Annotated in this window: 14 protein-coding genes; 5 read left to right on the top strand and 9 right to left on the bottom strand. The window is 67.2% G+C overall.

The genetic code is table 11. The features are described 5' to 3' along the window. Positions 1-43: 43 nt before the first annotated feature. Entirely contained in the window at positions 44-1,342 is a 1,299-nt protein-coding gene (locus ACNUDN_RS00280) for a protein kinase domain-containing protein (protein WP_419120084.1), read from the top strand. Continuing rightward, on the top strand, positions 1,339-3,216 hold the full coding sequence (gene pknB, locus ACNUDN_RS00275; RefSeq protein ID WP_419120083.1) for a Stk1 family PASTA domain-containing Ser/Thr kinase: 1,878 nt from the start codon (positions 1,339-1,341) through the stop codon (positions 3,214-3,216). Before ACNUDN_RS00280 ends, pknB begins: the two co-directional genes overlap by 4 nt. Here pknB and ACNUDN_RS00270 read toward each other — a convergent pair. From ACNUDN_RS00270 to ACNUDN_RS00260, 3 genes are all read right to left on the bottom strand, one after another. Then, complete coding sequence (locus ACNUDN_RS00270) at positions 3,194-3,892, bottom strand: aminodeoxychorismate/anthranilate synthase component II (protein ID WP_419120082.1); 699 nt, start codon at positions 3,890-3,892, stop codon at positions 3,194-3,196. The genes pknB and ACNUDN_RS00270 overlap by 23 nt on opposite strands. Before the next feature lie 52 nt (positions 3,893-3,944). Beyond that, positions 3,945-5,186: a PE-PPE domain-containing protein gene (locus ACNUDN_RS00265; RefSeq protein WP_419120081.1), complete on the bottom strand. Its 1,242-nt coding sequence runs from the start codon at positions 5,184-5,186 to the stop codon at positions 3,945-3,947. Positions 5,187-5,579: 393 nt separating this feature from the next. After that, positions 5,580-6,344, bottom strand: coding sequence for a DUF881 domain-containing protein (locus ACNUDN_RS00260; RefSeq protein WP_419120080.1), 765 nt, complete (start codon positions 6,342-6,344; stop codon positions 5,580-5,582). Between the two features lie 203 nt (positions 6,345-6,547). On the opposite strand from ACNUDN_RS00260, the gene crgA reads away from it, so the two are divergent. Together crgA and ACNUDN_RS00250 are read left to right on the top strand one after the other, a co-directional pair. Continuing rightward, entirely contained in the window at positions 6,548-6,829 is a 282-nt protein-coding gene (crgA, locus tag ACNUDN_RS00255; RefSeq protein ID WP_419120079.1) for a cell division protein CrgA, read from the top strand. A gap of 156 nt (positions 6,830-6,985) precedes the next feature. Continuing rightward, entirely contained in the window at positions 6,986-7,414 is a 429-nt protein-coding gene (locus tag ACNUDN_RS00250) for a PH domain-containing protein (RefSeq protein ID WP_419120078.1), read from the top strand. A gap of 92 nt (positions 7,415-7,506) precedes the next feature. Here the strand turns inward: ACNUDN_RS00250 and ACNUDN_RS00245 are convergent, their stop codons facing one another. Continuing rightward, positions 7,507-8,052, bottom strand: coding sequence for a peptidylprolyl isomerase (locus ACNUDN_RS00245; protein WP_419120077.1), 546 nt, complete (start codon positions 8,050-8,052; stop codon positions 7,507-7,509). Positions 8,053-8,142: 90 nt separating this feature from the next. Here ACNUDN_RS00245 and cwsA point away from each other — a divergent pair, with 90 nt between their 5' ends. Next, positions 8,143-8,589, top strand: a complete 447-nt coding sequence (cwsA, locus tag ACNUDN_RS00240) for a cell wall synthesis protein CwsA (RefSeq protein ID WP_419120076.1) — start codon at positions 8,143-8,145, stop codon at positions 8,587-8,589. Here cwsA and ACNUDN_RS00235 read toward each other — a convergent pair. From ACNUDN_RS00235 to ACNUDN_RS00215, 5 genes are read right to left on the bottom strand one after another with little or no spacing between them, the layout of a single operon-like run. Continuing rightward, the gene (locus ACNUDN_RS00235; RefSeq protein WP_419120075.1) at positions 8,573-10,018 is read right to left on the bottom strand and encodes an MCE family protein; all 1,446 of its coding nucleotides are present in this window, start codon (positions 10,016-10,018) and stop codon (positions 8,573-8,575) included. The two genes, cwsA and ACNUDN_RS00235, sit on opposite strands and share 17 nt — an antisense overlap. A 1-nt stretch (position 10,019) precedes the next feature. After that, positions 10,020-11,159: an MCE family protein gene (locus ACNUDN_RS00230; RefSeq protein WP_419120074.1), complete on the bottom strand. Its 1,140-nt coding sequence runs from the start codon at positions 11,157-11,159 to the stop codon at positions 10,020-10,022. Beyond that, the gene (locus ACNUDN_RS00225; RefSeq protein ID WP_419120073.1) at positions 11,156-12,451 is read right to left on the bottom strand and encodes an MCE family protein; all 1,296 of its coding nucleotides are present in this window, start codon (positions 12,449-12,451) and stop codon (positions 11,156-11,158) included. Before ACNUDN_RS00225 ends, ACNUDN_RS00230 begins: the two co-directional genes overlap by 4 nt. Then, positions 12,448-13,728: an MCE family protein gene (locus tag ACNUDN_RS00220; RefSeq protein ID WP_419120072.1), complete on the bottom strand. Its 1,281-nt coding sequence runs from the start codon at positions 13,726-13,728 to the stop codon at positions 12,448-12,450. The genes ACNUDN_RS00225 and ACNUDN_RS00220 overlap by 4 nt, the downstream gene beginning before the upstream one ends. Then, the gene (locus tag ACNUDN_RS00215) at positions 13,725-14,753 is read right to left on the bottom strand and encodes an MCE family protein (protein ID WP_419120071.1); all 1,029 of its coding nucleotides are present in this window, start codon (positions 14,751-14,753) and stop codon (positions 13,725-13,727) included. Before ACNUDN_RS00215 ends, ACNUDN_RS00220 begins: the two co-directional genes overlap by 4 nt. Between the last annotated feature and the right edge of the window lie 4 nt (positions 14,754-14,757).

The following is a 14,757-nucleotide window of genomic DNA, read 5'->3' as shown; positions in this document are numbered from 1 at the left end:
TCGCCGGAGGCGCACCAATGAGGCACCTCGCCGGAGGCGAGAAATGAGTCCAAGAGTCGGAGTCACGCTGTCCGGGCGCTACCGGCTGCAGCGGCTCATCGCGACCGGCGGCATGGGCCAGGTCTGGGAGGGCGTCGACTCGCGCCTGGGCCGCCGGGTCGCCATCAAGGTCCTCAAAGCCGAGTACTCGACGGACGCGGAGTTCGTCGAGCGGTTCCGCGCCGAGGCCCGCACGGTGGCCATGCTGAACCATCCGGGTATCGCCGGCGTCTACGACTACGGCGAGACCGACATCGACGGCGAGGGCCGCACCGCGTACCTGGTGATGGAACTGGTCAACGGCGAACCGCTGAACTCGGTGATCAAACGCACCGGCCGGCTGTCACTGCGCCATGCCCTCGACATGCTCGAGCAGACCGGACGGGCGCTGCAGGTCGCCCATACCGCCGGTCTGGTCCACCGCGACGTCAAACCGGGCAACATCCTCATCACGCCGACCGGGCAGGTGAAGCTGACCGATTTCGGCATCGCCAAGGCCGTCGACGCCGCCCCGGTGACCCAGACCGGCATGGTCATGGGCACCGCGCAGTACATTGCGCCCGAGCAGGCGCTGGGCCACGACGCCACCGCCGCCAGCGATGTGTACTCGCTCGGGGTGGTCGGCTACGAAGCGGTCTCGGGCAAGCGGCCGTTCACCGGTGACGGCGCGCTGACCGTTGCGATGAAGCACATCAAGGAAACTCCTCCCCCGCTGCCCGCCGATCTGCCGCCCAACGTGCGTGAGCTGATCGAGATCACCCTGGTCAAGAATCCCGGCATGCGCTACAAGTCCGGCGGCCCGTTCGCCGACGCCGTCGCGGCGGTGCGATCCGGACGCCGGCCCCCCCGGCCCAATGCCGCGCCGTCCATCGGGCGTGCGGCACCGACAGCGGTGCCCCCGGCGATCGCGGCCAGACCGGGCCCCGAACCCACCGGGCGCGCCCCGGCCGCGACGTCGCGGGCACGCGCGACCGGAAGCCATCACCGCTCGGCCCCGCCGCCGCGTCGCACGTTCTCCTCCGGGCAGCGCGCGCTGCTGTGGGCCGCCGGTGTGCTGGGCGCGTTGGCGATCGTGATCGCCATCCTGATCGTGCTCAACGCCCAGGACCGCAGGGATGCCCCGGCGCCGACCACGATCACCGAGACCCCCACCGGCGAGACGGTGTCGCCACCAGCGGAGACACCGGGCGCGGCTCCACCTGCCTTTGGCCATGATGAACCTGACCGATACTGGGTATCCCGGCCCGTTGACAACCCGTCGACGGTGACGAGCCTGCACGTTTCAGAACAGATACAGCGATGACGACCCCACAGCACCTTTCCGACCGCTACGAAGTCGGCGAGATTCTGGGCTTCGGCGGCATGTCCGAGGTCCATCTGGCACGCGACCTGCGATTGCACCGCGACGTCGCGATCAAGGTGCTGCGCGCCGATCTGGCCCGCGACCCCAGCTTCTATCTGCGGTTCCGCCGTGAAGCGCAGAATGCCGCCGCCCTGAACCATCCGGCGATCGTCGCGGTCTATGACACCGGTGAGGCGGAGACGCCGACCGGGCCGCTGCCCTACATCGTGATGGAGTACGTCGACGGGGTCACCCTGCGCGACATCGTGCACAACGAGGGCCCGATGCCTTCGCAGCGCGCCATCGAGGTGATCGCCGACGCCTGTCAGGCGCTGAACTTCAGCCACCAGCACGGCATCATCCACCGCGACGTCAAGCCGGCCAACATCATGATCAGCAAGACCGGCGCGGTGAAGGTGATGGACTTCGGCATCGCTCGCGCAATCGCCGACGCCGGCAACCCGGTCACCCAGACCGCGGCGGTCATCGGCACCGCGCAGTACCTCTCGCCCGAGCAGGCCCGCGGAGTCAAGGTCGACGCCCGCTCCGACGTGTACTCGCTGGGCTGTGTGCTCTACGAAATCCTGACCGGGGAACCGCCGTTTGTCGGGGACTCCCCCGTCGCGGTGGCCTACCAGCATGTCCGGGAGGACCCGGTGCCGCCGTCGCAGCGGCACAGCGACATCTCCCCCGAGTTGGACGCGGTGGTACTCAAGGCACTGGCCAAGAACCCCGACAACCGGTACCAGACCGCCGCGGAGATGCGCGCCGACCTGGTTCGCGTGCACAGCGGGGAAACCCCGGACGCGCCCAAGGTCTTCACCGACGCCGAACGCACCTCGATGCTCGCCGCGGCGCCCGGCCACCACCGGACCGAGCCGATCGAGCCGGCCGGTGGCCATCAGCCGCGGTACACCGAGAGTCCGCGCGGGGGGTCGCTGGGCCGCTGGCTGATCGCCGTCGCCGTGCTGGCGGTGCTCACCGTCGTTGTCACGATCGGCATCAACATGTTCGGTGGTGAGACCCGCGACGTGCAGGTCCCCGACGTCGGTGGCCAGGCCTCGGCCGACGCGATCGCGACACTGCAGAACCGGGGCTTCACCATCCGCACGCAGCAGAAGCCGGACTCCGAGGTGCCCCCGGATCATGTGATCAACACCGAGCCGGACGCGAACACCTCGGTGGCGGCCGGTGACGAGATCACGCTCAATGTCTCGACCGGTCCGGAACAACGCGAGGTGCCCGACGTGTCCGGCCTCAGCTACGCCGAAGCGGTACGCCGCCTCACCGATGCCGGCTTCGAGCGGTTCCGGCAGACCACGTCGACGTCGACGCCCGAACAGCGGGATCAGGTGCTCTCGACCGTCCCGCCGGCCAATCAGACCTCGGCGATCACCAACGAAATCACCATCGTGGTGGGTCAGGGCCCGGCGACCGCGATCGTTCCGGAATGCGTCGGGCAGACCGTGGAGGTATGCCAGCAGATCCTGTCGACGTCAGGTTTCACTCGGTCGGTGCCGGTCGAGGTGGACAGCACCGTCACCGCCGGCCAGGTGATCGGTCTGGAACCCGGGGCCGGGCAGACGGTTCCCGAGGACACCGTGATCCAGATGCAGGTGTCGCGGGGCAATCAGTTCGTGATGCCGGATCTCACCGGGCAGTTCTGGACCGACGCCGAACCGCGGTTGCGGGCGCTGGGTTGGACCGGGGTCCTGGACAAGGGCGCAGATGTCCCCAACAGCGGTCAGCGCACGAACGCGGTGGTGAACCAGAGCCCGTCACCGGGCACCGGTGTCAACTATGGCAGCAGGATCACGCTGAACTTCGCGTCGTAGCGGCGGCGACCGCGTCGGCGACTTCGTTCTCGAGCCGGCGCACGAGTGCCTCCGAGGGTGTCTGGCCGCAGTACCCCAGCCAGTTCGCGAGCATCCGATGGCCGCCCTGGGTCAGGATTGACTCAGGGTGGAACTGCACACCGTGGATCGGCAGTTCGACATGCCGGACGGCCATGACCACGCCGCCCGGCACATCGGCTCCCTGGCCCGGGACGGTCGTCGCGGTGACTTCCAGCTCGGCGGGCATTGTCTCGGGCAGGATGGTCAGCGAGTGGTAGCGCGTCGCGATGAACGGGTCCGGCAACCCCTTCAGCACACCCTGATCGGTGTGGTGGACCGTACTGGTCTTGCCGTGCAGCAGTTCCGGTGCGCGGTCGACGGTCCCGCCGAATGCGACGCCGATCGCCTGATGCCCGAGACAAACCCCGAGCAACGGAGTACGTGTCTGTGCGCACGCGTGGACCAGGTCGATGGAAGCCCCCGCGCGTTCCGGGGTGCCGGGCCCGGGACTGAGCAGCACCCCGTCGAACTCCTCGGCGGCGTGCTGTACGTCGGCGTCGGTGCCCAGTCGGTCGTCGTCGTTGCGCCACACCTGGGCGTCCACTCCGAGCTGACCCAGGTATTGGACCAGGTTGAACACGAAGCTGTCGTAGTTGTCGACGACCAGAACCTGCATCCGGACAGGCTACCGCTCGGCTGCGTTCGACCGCTCAGGCCGCGTCGCCCGCCTACTTGTCGGTGCCGCCGTCACCGCCGGCTGCGCCACCACTGCCACTGCTGCCCGGGCCGGTGCTGTCGCTGTCGGTGCCGCCGCCGGTGACGCTGTCGCCGGCCCGTTGCCGGGTGTCGTCGCCGCGACCGCCACCGAAGAGCAGCGCCCTGGGCGACAGCGAGGTCGTCCACCCGCTGCCCCGGTCGTCGCCGTCGGCGCCGTCGTCGTCGGACGACACCGCATCAGCCCACGCGTCCTCAGCCTCGTCCGTGTCGTAGTCCGTGCCTTCGTCGGTGCTGTCGTCGGTGCCATCGTCGGGGCTGTAGTCCACTTCCGGTTCCGCCGCCTGGCTGCGGCGCTCACCGGACAATGCCTGCACGGTCGCGGGCTGCTCCGCCGCCTCGAACGCTCCGGGCGACGGCTCCGGCGCAGTCGCCACACTGGGCGGTGCCACGCTCGGAGGTGGGGTTCCATTGCCCCAGTCGGCTCCCTCCCCCTGCCGCACGTAGTCGGGCCGGTCGTAGTCGCGCTCCACCAGCGGCCGGAACCGCGCGTCCAGCTCACTCATGCGCTGCTCGCTGACGAACGGCTGCACCCAAACCAGCATTGGCAACGTCTTCGCCTCGATCAGCATGTAGGTGGTGTTGCCGTCCCGGTAGACCAGGTTGTCCGGATCATCGATATCGATGTCCTCGAAATAGGCGAAGTGACGGGCGAATTGGGCATTGATCGCCGAGTACAGCCCGAACCGGGTGGGCCGGTCGGCGACACTGTCGTACTGGGCGACGACGTCGAGATGTTGGTACGGCTGGTGTGCCGGCAGTCCGGTGCCGGGCAGCCTGCGGTCCGCTCCGCCGAACTTGTTCACCGGATTTCCGTAGGTGACGATCAGGATCACCCGTTCCGGATCCGGCGCCCGGTCCGGGTCCCGCTCCCACTCGCGCAGACGGTCATAGGTTCCGGCGGCGCCCAGCGAGTACCCCACCAGGATGATGTCCCCGGGTGTGGCATCGACCGCGTCCTGGAGCTGCCGCGAGCTGGTCTGCACATCGAGCGGACCGGAGCTGATCGAGCGGCAGGTGTTCTGCTTGCAGAACGCGCCATTGAATGCCGTCTGCGCGCTGCCCCGCTCCTGTCTGAGTCCCTCCGAGACCAGCACGGTGGCGGCGGTCGCCAGCGGTGCGGGCGGCAGTGATAGGCCGAGCGGTAGCGATACGGCAACCATGGCCGCGAGTGCCCGATGGCGCGGATTGTTCACACCGATCCTCCTGGCCGACGGGGTGCGATCAACGCCGGCAACCCACAACCTGGTCCATGTCACGGTCGTCGCACCGGTAGACCGATGCTGAACGTTCGCTGTCAGATACCTGTGGATTTGCTCAGCGCTTATGCAGCGAAGGTACCAGACGTGGCCCGAGGGCGCACCCCTTCGCGAGGCGCAACAATTCCGGTTGTGGCACTTCAGGTTTGACTCCTCTTTACCCGCTCGACCGCCTTGCGCAATCGAATCCGGCTGCCAACAGCTAAATTGACAGTCGTGCCTAAATCACGGGCACAGCGGCGGCAGCGGTCGGGTTCGCAGGAACGTTGGTCGCTCCCCAGAGGTCGCAGTGGAGATCGTTCGGGTGACCAAGCGGTCGCTGACCCGCGATCAGTAACCGAGGGGTCCGATCGGCCGGGCGTACTTCATCCGCACCGTCCCCTCGTAGGCCGCCAACTCCACGTCGTCGCGGGTCTCCTCGGTGTATCCGAGCCCGAACCGCACCGCGTACCGCTTGTAGAGCGTCACCAATTCGGACTCGGCCAGCGCCGATTGCATGGCGTCGGCGTCCCCGACGGCTGAGATGACGTACGGCGGACTGTAAGTCCGGCCGTTGAGTAGCAGGGTGTTGCCGACGCACCGGACCGCCGACGTCGCGATGAGCCGCTGATCCTGTACCTGGATGCCCTCGGCCCCGGCGCGCCACAACGCGTTGAGCACGGCCGAGATGTCCTGCTGATGCACCACGAGGTCGTCCGGTGACGCGTCCCGGGGGAAGCGGCCCTGCGCATCGCGCTGGGCGTCGGTGAGGGTGACGACCAGGCCTGGGCCACGCAGCGGGGACAGTCCGGCCTCGACGGCCAGCAGATCCCCGCGGTTCAGAATGGCGGTCAAGGCGGCATCCGCACCCGGGGAGCCCCCGTGATGGTTGTCGATCTCCAATGCCAGCGCATCCCGGTCGGCGGTCCGCCCATCGACAGACTGCTGGGATTCGCGCACCAGGTCGACCAGCCGCGGCGCGTCGCTGCGACGGATCTCGTCGCCTCCGGAAACGCCGTGGGTGGTCCCGAGCAGCAGGCCGGCGGCGACACATACCACCGGGACCCCGAGGCGCCACCGGGATCGACTACGGCGTGCTGTGCTGCCGTCGTCCATGTCGTCTCTTTCGGTGCTCGGTCTTTCAGTCGGAAGATTCGAAGCTGCCTCGTCTGATCGAAGCTGCTCTGTCTTTACGAAGCTGCTCTGTCTCTACGAAGCTGCTCTGTCGCCCTGCGTTAGGCTTTACCCACACATCGTCGCACTGACCGGTCGTTGACCGCACCGGTACCAGACGCGGCGCCGAACGTCCGAAGGTACGCATGCCCAAGTCCAAGGTCCGCAAGAAGAACGACTTCACCATCAATCCGGTGAGCCGGACTCCGGTCAAGGTCAAGGCCGGCCCGTCCAGCATGTGGTTTGTGGTGTTCTTCGTCAGTCTGATGCTGATCGGGCTGGTGTGGCTGATTGTGTTCCAGTTGGCCGGCAGCGGACCCGACGTCCCTGGCTTCCTGCAGTGGATGGCCGATCTGAATGTCTGGAACTACGCGATCGCGTTTGCTTTCATGATCACCGGCCTGCTGCTGACCATGCGGTGGAGGTAGGGCGCCGGGGTGCCCGGATTGAATCCATCCTCGATGCTTCGCGTTCTCTCGCGCGCAACCCGGCGGTCACCAGATCACACGGATGTTATTCATCCCCATTGGGGATAGCACCTGTGGATAACCTCGTTCTTCGCGGTAGGAGGGTGTAAGCAGCCCATGCAGCAAACTCAATGGGGCCCGCCCCCGGCAAGCATCGTCGTCGCCGGATTGTTGGGTGTGTTGATGGGCGTGGGGGCTGTGACGCTGGTCACAGACCCTCCTGGGCGCGTTCTCGTCGGGGCGGCGGGTGTCGGTCTGGTGTTGTTTGCAGTGGCATCGTGGCGTGCGCGTCCAAAACTGGCAATCACCGACGCGGGTTTGGTCTATCGCGGGTGGTTCGGCGTGAGGCAGCTCACAACCGCCGATATCAACCGCATCCGCATCACCGAGTTCCGGCGTATCGGCAGAAAAGTCCGATTACTGGAGATCGACACCACCGACGACAAACTGATGGTGCTGAGTCGCTGGGACCTCGGCACCGATCCGCTGCGCGTGCTCGACGCTCTCACCGACGCCGGTTACGCCCCGGGCACCGCGCCGTCGTGACACCGGCATGGCCTGTCGTGCTGGGCACGACGGACCAGGCCGGGCTCGTCTGCGAGCCGGCCTGCTCCGGCCGCACATTTGGCTAGGTGAAGCTAGGAGATGGTGATCGACTCGATCACCACCGGGTCGGTGGGGCGATCGCTGCGATCGGTCGCCGTGGTGGCGATCGCGTCCACAACTTTGCGTGACTCGGGGTCGACGACCTCGCCGAAGATGGTGTGCCGGCGGTTCAGGTGCGGCGTCTCGGTGACGGTGATGAAGAACTGGGAGCCGTTGGTGCCCGGCCCGGCGTTGGCCATCGCCAGCAGGTAGGGCTTGTCGAACTGAAGCTCGGGATGGAACTCGTCGGCGAACTTGTAGCCCGCATCGCCACGGCCGGTGCCGGTGGGGTCGCCACCCTGGATCATGAAGCCGTCGATCACGCGGTGGAAGATCACGCCGTCGTAGAACGGCCCTGACGAGCCACCCGACGCATTCTCCGTGCTGTATTCCTTGGTGCCCTGGGCCAATCCGACGAAGTTGGACACCGTTTTGGGGGCATGGTTTCCGAACAGGGCGATCTTGATGTCGCCGCGGTTGGTGTGCAGGGTCGCGGTCGCGGTCTGTATAGGACTCGTCACGGCGATCCAGTCTGCCACGCCCGGTCTGACGGCCAACCAGCCGCCGTCCGCTGGGCCGAGATGGCAGGCTGGGGCGCGGACATCCGACAGCCCGAAATGAGGTGGGACATGAGCTCCAAGACCCGCGAACGACTGACCCCGAGCCAGCGGCTCTCCCGTGGTTTGAAGTACTCGACGGTGGGGCCGGTCGACGTCACCAGGGGAGTGGTGGGTCTCGGAGTCGGCTCGGTGCTCTCCTCTGCCTCGTGGACCGCCGATCGGTACCGCCGCAGCAAGGTCGCACGACAGGTTAAGGCCGAACTCGCCAACGCCCAAGAGGTGCTGGCCGCCGAGGTCGCCGCTGCCCAGGAGGTTGTCGCCGGACTGCCGCAGGCCCTGGAGAAGGCCCGCAAGTCCCCTCGTAGCTCCCGTGCCCGACGACGTCCGCTGTTGTTGGCCGGGATCACCGTCGCGGTGCTGGCCGGGGGAGCGGTGACGTTCTCCATTGTGCGGCGCTCCACCCAACCCGAACCTTCGCCGCTACCGCCCAGCGTCGAAGTCACCCCGAAGCCCTGACGGGCCGGCTCGGCGGCACCAGCATCGACTGCCACGGGCGGTCGCCGCTCGCGCCGCCGACCAGGTCGCCCTGGCGGTGCACCTGCCCGTCGGGTCCGGTGTACATCCCCGTCGCAGGGTCGTACTCTGCTGCCGCGACCGGCGTGGGTTCGCTTGGAACAGTTGGTGGTTGGGGAACCGGTTGGCCCGATACCGTCGCGTTTGGGTCGCCCTTCCAGTTGTAGCCGTCGTTCAGCGGCACGTACACCTCGTCGCTCTCGCACATCGCGACAGTGGGTGCGCGTTTACCGGGACGGGTGACGCACGGGAGGTTCCGCAGACCGCGCACACCCAGCGACGAGTCTTGGGGCACCCGGCAGTAGAGATAGCCGGGCGGCCGGTCCGGGTAGTCCTCCAGCACCGCTGCCCGTTGCTGCTGCGCGGGCAGGAAGCCGGTGGTGCACGGCGGCGGTTGGTTGAGACTGAGGTTCAGGCTCAGGTACGCACCCCGGTAGGGCTGCGGACTATCCCGGTTGGCCAGCACGATCGCCTGCGCGACGGCCGCACCCTGCGGCAGCAGTACGAGCAGCTGCTCGAGGTGGGCCTGGTAGGTGACCAGTACGGGCGCCACGCTGGCCAGGTTCGCGGCCAGGATCGGCACCGTCGGCTGGATCCGCTCCAGAAGCAGGCGGGCTTCCTCGACCGCCGGGGGACCCTGTTGCAGAAGCTGGGCGATCGCGCCGTCGCTGTCACGCACCTGTTGACCGATCGTCGCCACCTGCGTGGACCATTCGCCGATTGCCGTCCGGGAGTCTTTCTGCGCCTGCAGGATCGGTGTCGATCGGTCGATCAGATTGAGCAGCGGGTCGAGGTTCTCGCGCGCGTCGGCCGCGAGCCGGCCGCCTCCGGTGACGAGCCGGGACAGGTCCGGCCCGAGGCCGGCGAATGCGACGTAGGACTCGTCGACCACCGTCTGCAGGTCGTCGTGAGGGATCGCGTTGAGTCCGGTGTTCAACGAGTCCAGCACCGAGTCGAAGTCGGGGGGCACCGAGGTTCGGTCCACGGAGATCACGTCGCCCTCCTTCAGCGGCGCCGAAACCCTCCGGGGCAGCAGCGCGATGTACTGCTCACCGACCGCCGACTGGCTGTGCACCTGCGCGTCGAGGTCCGCGGGGATCGGCAGGCCCGACCTCAGTGACAGCACCGCCGCCACTCCGGTCTCGGTCAGGTGTACGTCCTTGATGCGGCCGACCTCCGCTCCGCGATAGGTGACGTTTCCGCCGGGGTAGACGCCCGCGGTCCGTGGCAGTTCGACGGTGACCTGATAGCGGCCGATCCCGAACATGGCGGGCAGCCTGATATAGCCGAAGACCATGGCAGAGGCAAAGACCAGTGCGACCGCGGCGAAGACCGCCAGCTGAATGCGGATGCGTAGTGTCAGCGGGGGCACGTCATCGCCCTTGGTCCCACCGGTACGGCGCAAGGAGGGGATTGCCCCCGGTGTAGGGGCTGGGCAGCTGGCCGATCGTGCGGCCCCACTGCAACTCCAACTCGGTCAGGTCACCCTCCCAGCGTGTCCCGGTGAGAAACGACGCGTCGAGGCGACTCAACGTCAGGTCGATCACAGCGGTGAGGTTGGCATAGTCACCGCGCTGCCAGACCCCGACGTTGTCGGTCGGGAACGGGTAGGTGGCGAACAGGCCCAGAGCCCGGGTCAGTGCGGGCCCGGCATCGGCCACTGACTGCAGCACCGGACCGAGACTGGAGAGTTCGGCGACCAGACTGTCCGTGGTTCGATTCGTGGAATCGGCCACCAGTGCGCTGAACTCGCCGAGTTCATCGAGTGCGTCCACCAGATTCTGCCGCTCATGGTTGATCACCTGCAGCGCCGCGGGGATGGTCTCCAGGGCGTTGTCCAGAACCGGTTTCTCGTCGGCGAACTGTCCCGCCAGCCTGTTGAGGCTCTCCGCGGTGGCGATGATGTCGCCGGCCTGGTCGTCGGCGTAGCGGCTGAACCTGTCCAACTGATCGAGCAGACTGCGCAGGTCCTGTTCACGACCGGACAGCGCGGTGCCCAGTGACTCCGTGATGTCGTGCACCTCGCCGACGCCGCCGCCGTTGAGCAGCAACGTGATCGCCGACAGCATCTGCTCGCTCGAGGGGTACCGGCCGGCCGACGACAGCGGGATCAGCGACCCGTCCTGCAGCCTTCCGCTCGGTGGACCATCACTGGGCGGTGCCAGTTCGACGTGCAGCGAACCGAGCAGGCCGCTCTGGCCGACGGTTGCCGTCGCGTTTGCCGGCAGCTCGACGCCGCCGTCGATGCTCATCGTCAACAGCGCGTGCCAGCCCTGACGCTCGATCCTGGTGACGGTCCCGACCGTCACGTCGTCCACCTGCACCCGGGAATTCGGCTCGATGGTGCGGACGTCGGGCAGTTGCGCCTGGATCGTGTAGGAGCCCGGGCCCCGGCCCGCGGTCCCCGGCAGGGGTATCGAGTTCAGGCCGCGCCACGCACACGCGGAGCCGGTGGCTGCCATCGCCACAGCGACCAGTGCGGCCGTCATCCGGGTCAGCGTTGGGTGTCTCATCGGCCCTCCTGCGGCAGCATCATCCCGGTCAGACCCTCAGACGGATGGGGGTGCCGTGCCTCGGCCGGCAGGAGCGGCCACTGCTGCTGTGGCGCAGCCGGATTCGTGGTCGGCGGCGGAATGTAGTCGGGTCGCATCCAGTCTTCGCTGTAGGTGACCTCATTGGGCCGGGCGGCGGCTCCGACGATGAGGTTCTCGCCCAGCGGCGGAAAGTTGTACTGGCGGTTCTTGACGATCGGCGCCAGATACTGGACACACAGCTTGGCCGACTGCTCGGCACCCAACCGCGACGCGGCCTGTATCGCTCCGCACAAGAAGGTGATCGGGTCCGCGAAGTTATTGAAGGCGTACGCGCCACCCATCGTGGCTTGTGCGGGTTGATAGGTGTTCATGAGGTTCTGCAGCGCGTTCGGGGCGACGTGCAGCGACTGCTTGATGTCCTCGAGACTGGCCGTCAGCGTCGTGGAGACCGACATGAGTCTGTCCGTCGCGACACCGAACGATTCCCGGTTGTCGGCGACGAACGTGCGCAGATCTCCGACCACGGCGTCGAGCGCCGAGACGGCGTTCCCGATCTCATTGCCGTCGTCGATCAACAGCCCGGTCGCAGAAGCGAGGTTGGTGTTGAGCCGTCGCATAACCTCGCCGCTGTCCTGCAGGGCCGAGACCAGGATCGACAGGTTCGCCAGGCTGCCGAACAGCTCGTCGCTGTGGTCATCGAGCAGCGAAATCGCCTGTGACAGTTCGATGATCGTCTTCCGCAGATCGGCACCCTGACCGCGCAGCGTCTCGGCGGTGGTGTGCACGACGGATCCGAGCGTGCTCGTTCCTCCCGGCTCAGTCGGTCGCACCAGATCGCTGATTCGCTCCAGCTGCAGGCGCAGGTCGTCCCACTCGACCGGAACGGCGGTGCGATCTTCGTTGATCACTGCGTGGTCCGGCAACTCCGGCCCGCCGGTGTAGGCCGGTGTCAGCTGGATGACCCGTGCGGTCACGATGGCGGGGGAGAGGATCACTGCGTTGGCCTCGGCGGGCACCTGATACCGGCCGTCGTACCAGAAGGTGATCTTGACTCGGGTCGGTTCGGGCTCGATCTTGTCGATCCTGCCGACCGGCACTCCGAGGATGCGCACCTCGTCACCGACGAATATGCCGTTGCTGTTTGCGAAGTAGCCGATCACCGTTCGTCGGCCCGCTTCGCCGGCAGCCTGCACCAGCAGCGTGGTGGCGACGGCGCACACCGCCGTGAGCAGGGCGGCCAGGCCGACGCGCAGGACGGCACGCCTGCTCATCGGTCACCCCCGTCGACGGGCGGGCCCGGCACCAGGACGGGTGTCGGCGCCGGGGTCGGCGACGGGTCGGCTGGCGGTCCGGGTGGCGGGCCACCGGGCATCGGTGCCGGCACCGGTTCACGGTAGGGGTAGCGGGCATCGTCGGGGATGCCGGTGATCGCGTCGGGCACGGTCAGCCGCGGGTCGCCGCCCTGCCCGGTCCGGGGGAACGGCACCGGCAGCGCCGGCGTTCCAGGCTGGCCGACCTGCGGATCCGTCAGCTGGGCCGGTGTCAGGACGGCCGGATCGAGGCCGAGGTCAGAGAACGCGGCGTCGACGAACGGCTGAATGAACTGCCCGGGCAACAGGTTGGCGATGTAGAACTTGAAGAACGGTCCCGAGGACATCGATTCTCCCAGCGACATGGCGTACTGGTTGAAACCCTTGATCGCGAGCCTGATCCGTTCCTTTCGGTCATCGACGATCATCAGGAGCTGGTTCAACTTGTCCAGCGCGGGCGCCAGCGTCTGCCTGTTCTCGGCGACGGCCTCCTCGATCTGGCGGCCCACCGTCGCGATGGTGCCCGAGATCTCGTCGAGGGCCTGGCTCTGGCTCATCAGGTCGGTCAGCAGCGCGTCGCTGTCGGCGAGCATCGTCACGATGGCGTCGCTGCGGTCCGCCAGTAATCTGGTCACCGTGTCGGCGTCGGTGAGCAGTTTGCGCAGCTGTGCGTCGCGGTCGTTGAGTGTCCGGGAGAAGCGCGCCACACCCTGCAGTGCGCTCCTGACCGCGGGAGCGGTCTGAGAGAACTCGTCGGCCATGACCTGCCAGGAGTCCGACAACCGCTCGGTGTCGAGCTGACTGATGGTGGCGGTCAGATCGCCGAGGGCATCCGGCAGTTGGTAGGGCGAGGTGGTCCGGTCCAGGGGAATGGGTCCCGACATCGTGCCGTCACCTCTCGGCGTCAGTTCCAGGACCTTCGCCCCGAGGATGCTCCTGGTCTTGATCGCGGCGTCGGTGCGGACTCCGAGGCGGATGTTCTTGTCGACGTCGAAGGTGACCAACACCCGTGGGCCGTCGAGAGCGATATCGGTAACCTCACCCGCCTTGAAGCCGGCCACCTGCACCGCAGCTCCGGTCAGCAGTCCGCCCGCTTCGGCGAAATACGCTGAGTAGGAACGGTTCCCGCTGACGAACGGAAGCTTGCCGTAGTTGAGGGATCCGATCACGACACCGATGGTGATGGCGACCCCGACCACACCGACGATGATGGGATCGCGCTCGGCGAACGACTTCATCTGGGCGTGCACCTCCCGCCGCTCTGGCCGACGACCTTGACATAGACGGGTTGTCCACCTTTGCCGTTCAGCTTCAGGATCAGGTCACAGAGATAAAAGCTGAAGAAATCTCCATAGAGGCCCTGCCGGTTCAGCATCCGGTAGGCGTCGGGCAGGGTGTCGAGGAGCTGCTCGAAGTATTCTCGATCCGATAGCACGGCATCGGCCGTTCGATCAGCCTCGCGGACAACGGTTTTGAACGGCTCGCGACCCTGTGAAAGCAGATCACCCAGAGATGCCGCGGCCTGGTTGGCGTGGACCAGTCCGTTGCGCAGATCCTGTCGACGCTCGGCCATCGACGCCAGCGAGACCGACAGTGAATCGACGGCGCTGGCGAGCTGTGCGCTGTGCTCGCCCGCCGACCCCACCATGGCGTGGAGGTTGGTGATGACCTGCCCGATCAGCTGGTCACGGTCGGCCAGTTTGGAGGTCAGGTTGGCGGCCTGGGTCAGGAACGCCGTGATCGTCGCGCCTTCGCCTTGCAGAGCTTCGATCAGCTGGTCGGACAGTGCGTTGACCTGCTCGGGGTCCAACGCGCGGAACAGCGGCCGGAAGCCGCCGAGGAGTGCGTCGAGGTCGAGCGCGGGTGCCGTGTGGGAGAGCGGGATGGTGGCGCCGGGCCGCAGCACCCGGGTGCCGCCGACACCTTCCTCGAGCGCCAGGTAACGCTCCCCGATGAGGTTCCGGTAGCGGATCACCGCTCTACTGCCCTCGGTGAGTACCACTGAGGAGTCGGTACCGAAGTCCACCAGGGCGGTCCCGTCATCCCGAATGCTGATCTTCTGGACCTTCCCGACCTCGACACCGGCGATCCGGACGAAATTGCCGTTCTCCAGCCCGGACACCGTGCGGAACTCCGCTGTGTACCTTGTTTCGGTCTCGAAACGCAGCTGGGCGAAGACCGCCAGCATCGCCGTCAGGCCGACAGCGCACACTGTCAGGAAGATGCCGACGCGCCACAACGCACCCCGGAGGTTCTCCCTCATCGTG

Source organism: Mycobacterium sp. smrl_JER01 (assembly GCF_048513595.2).
Lineage (GTDB): Bacteria > Actinomycetota > Actinomycetes > Mycobacteriales > Mycobacteriaceae > Mycobacterium.
This window is presented reverse-complemented; position numbering and strand designations above follow the sequence as displayed.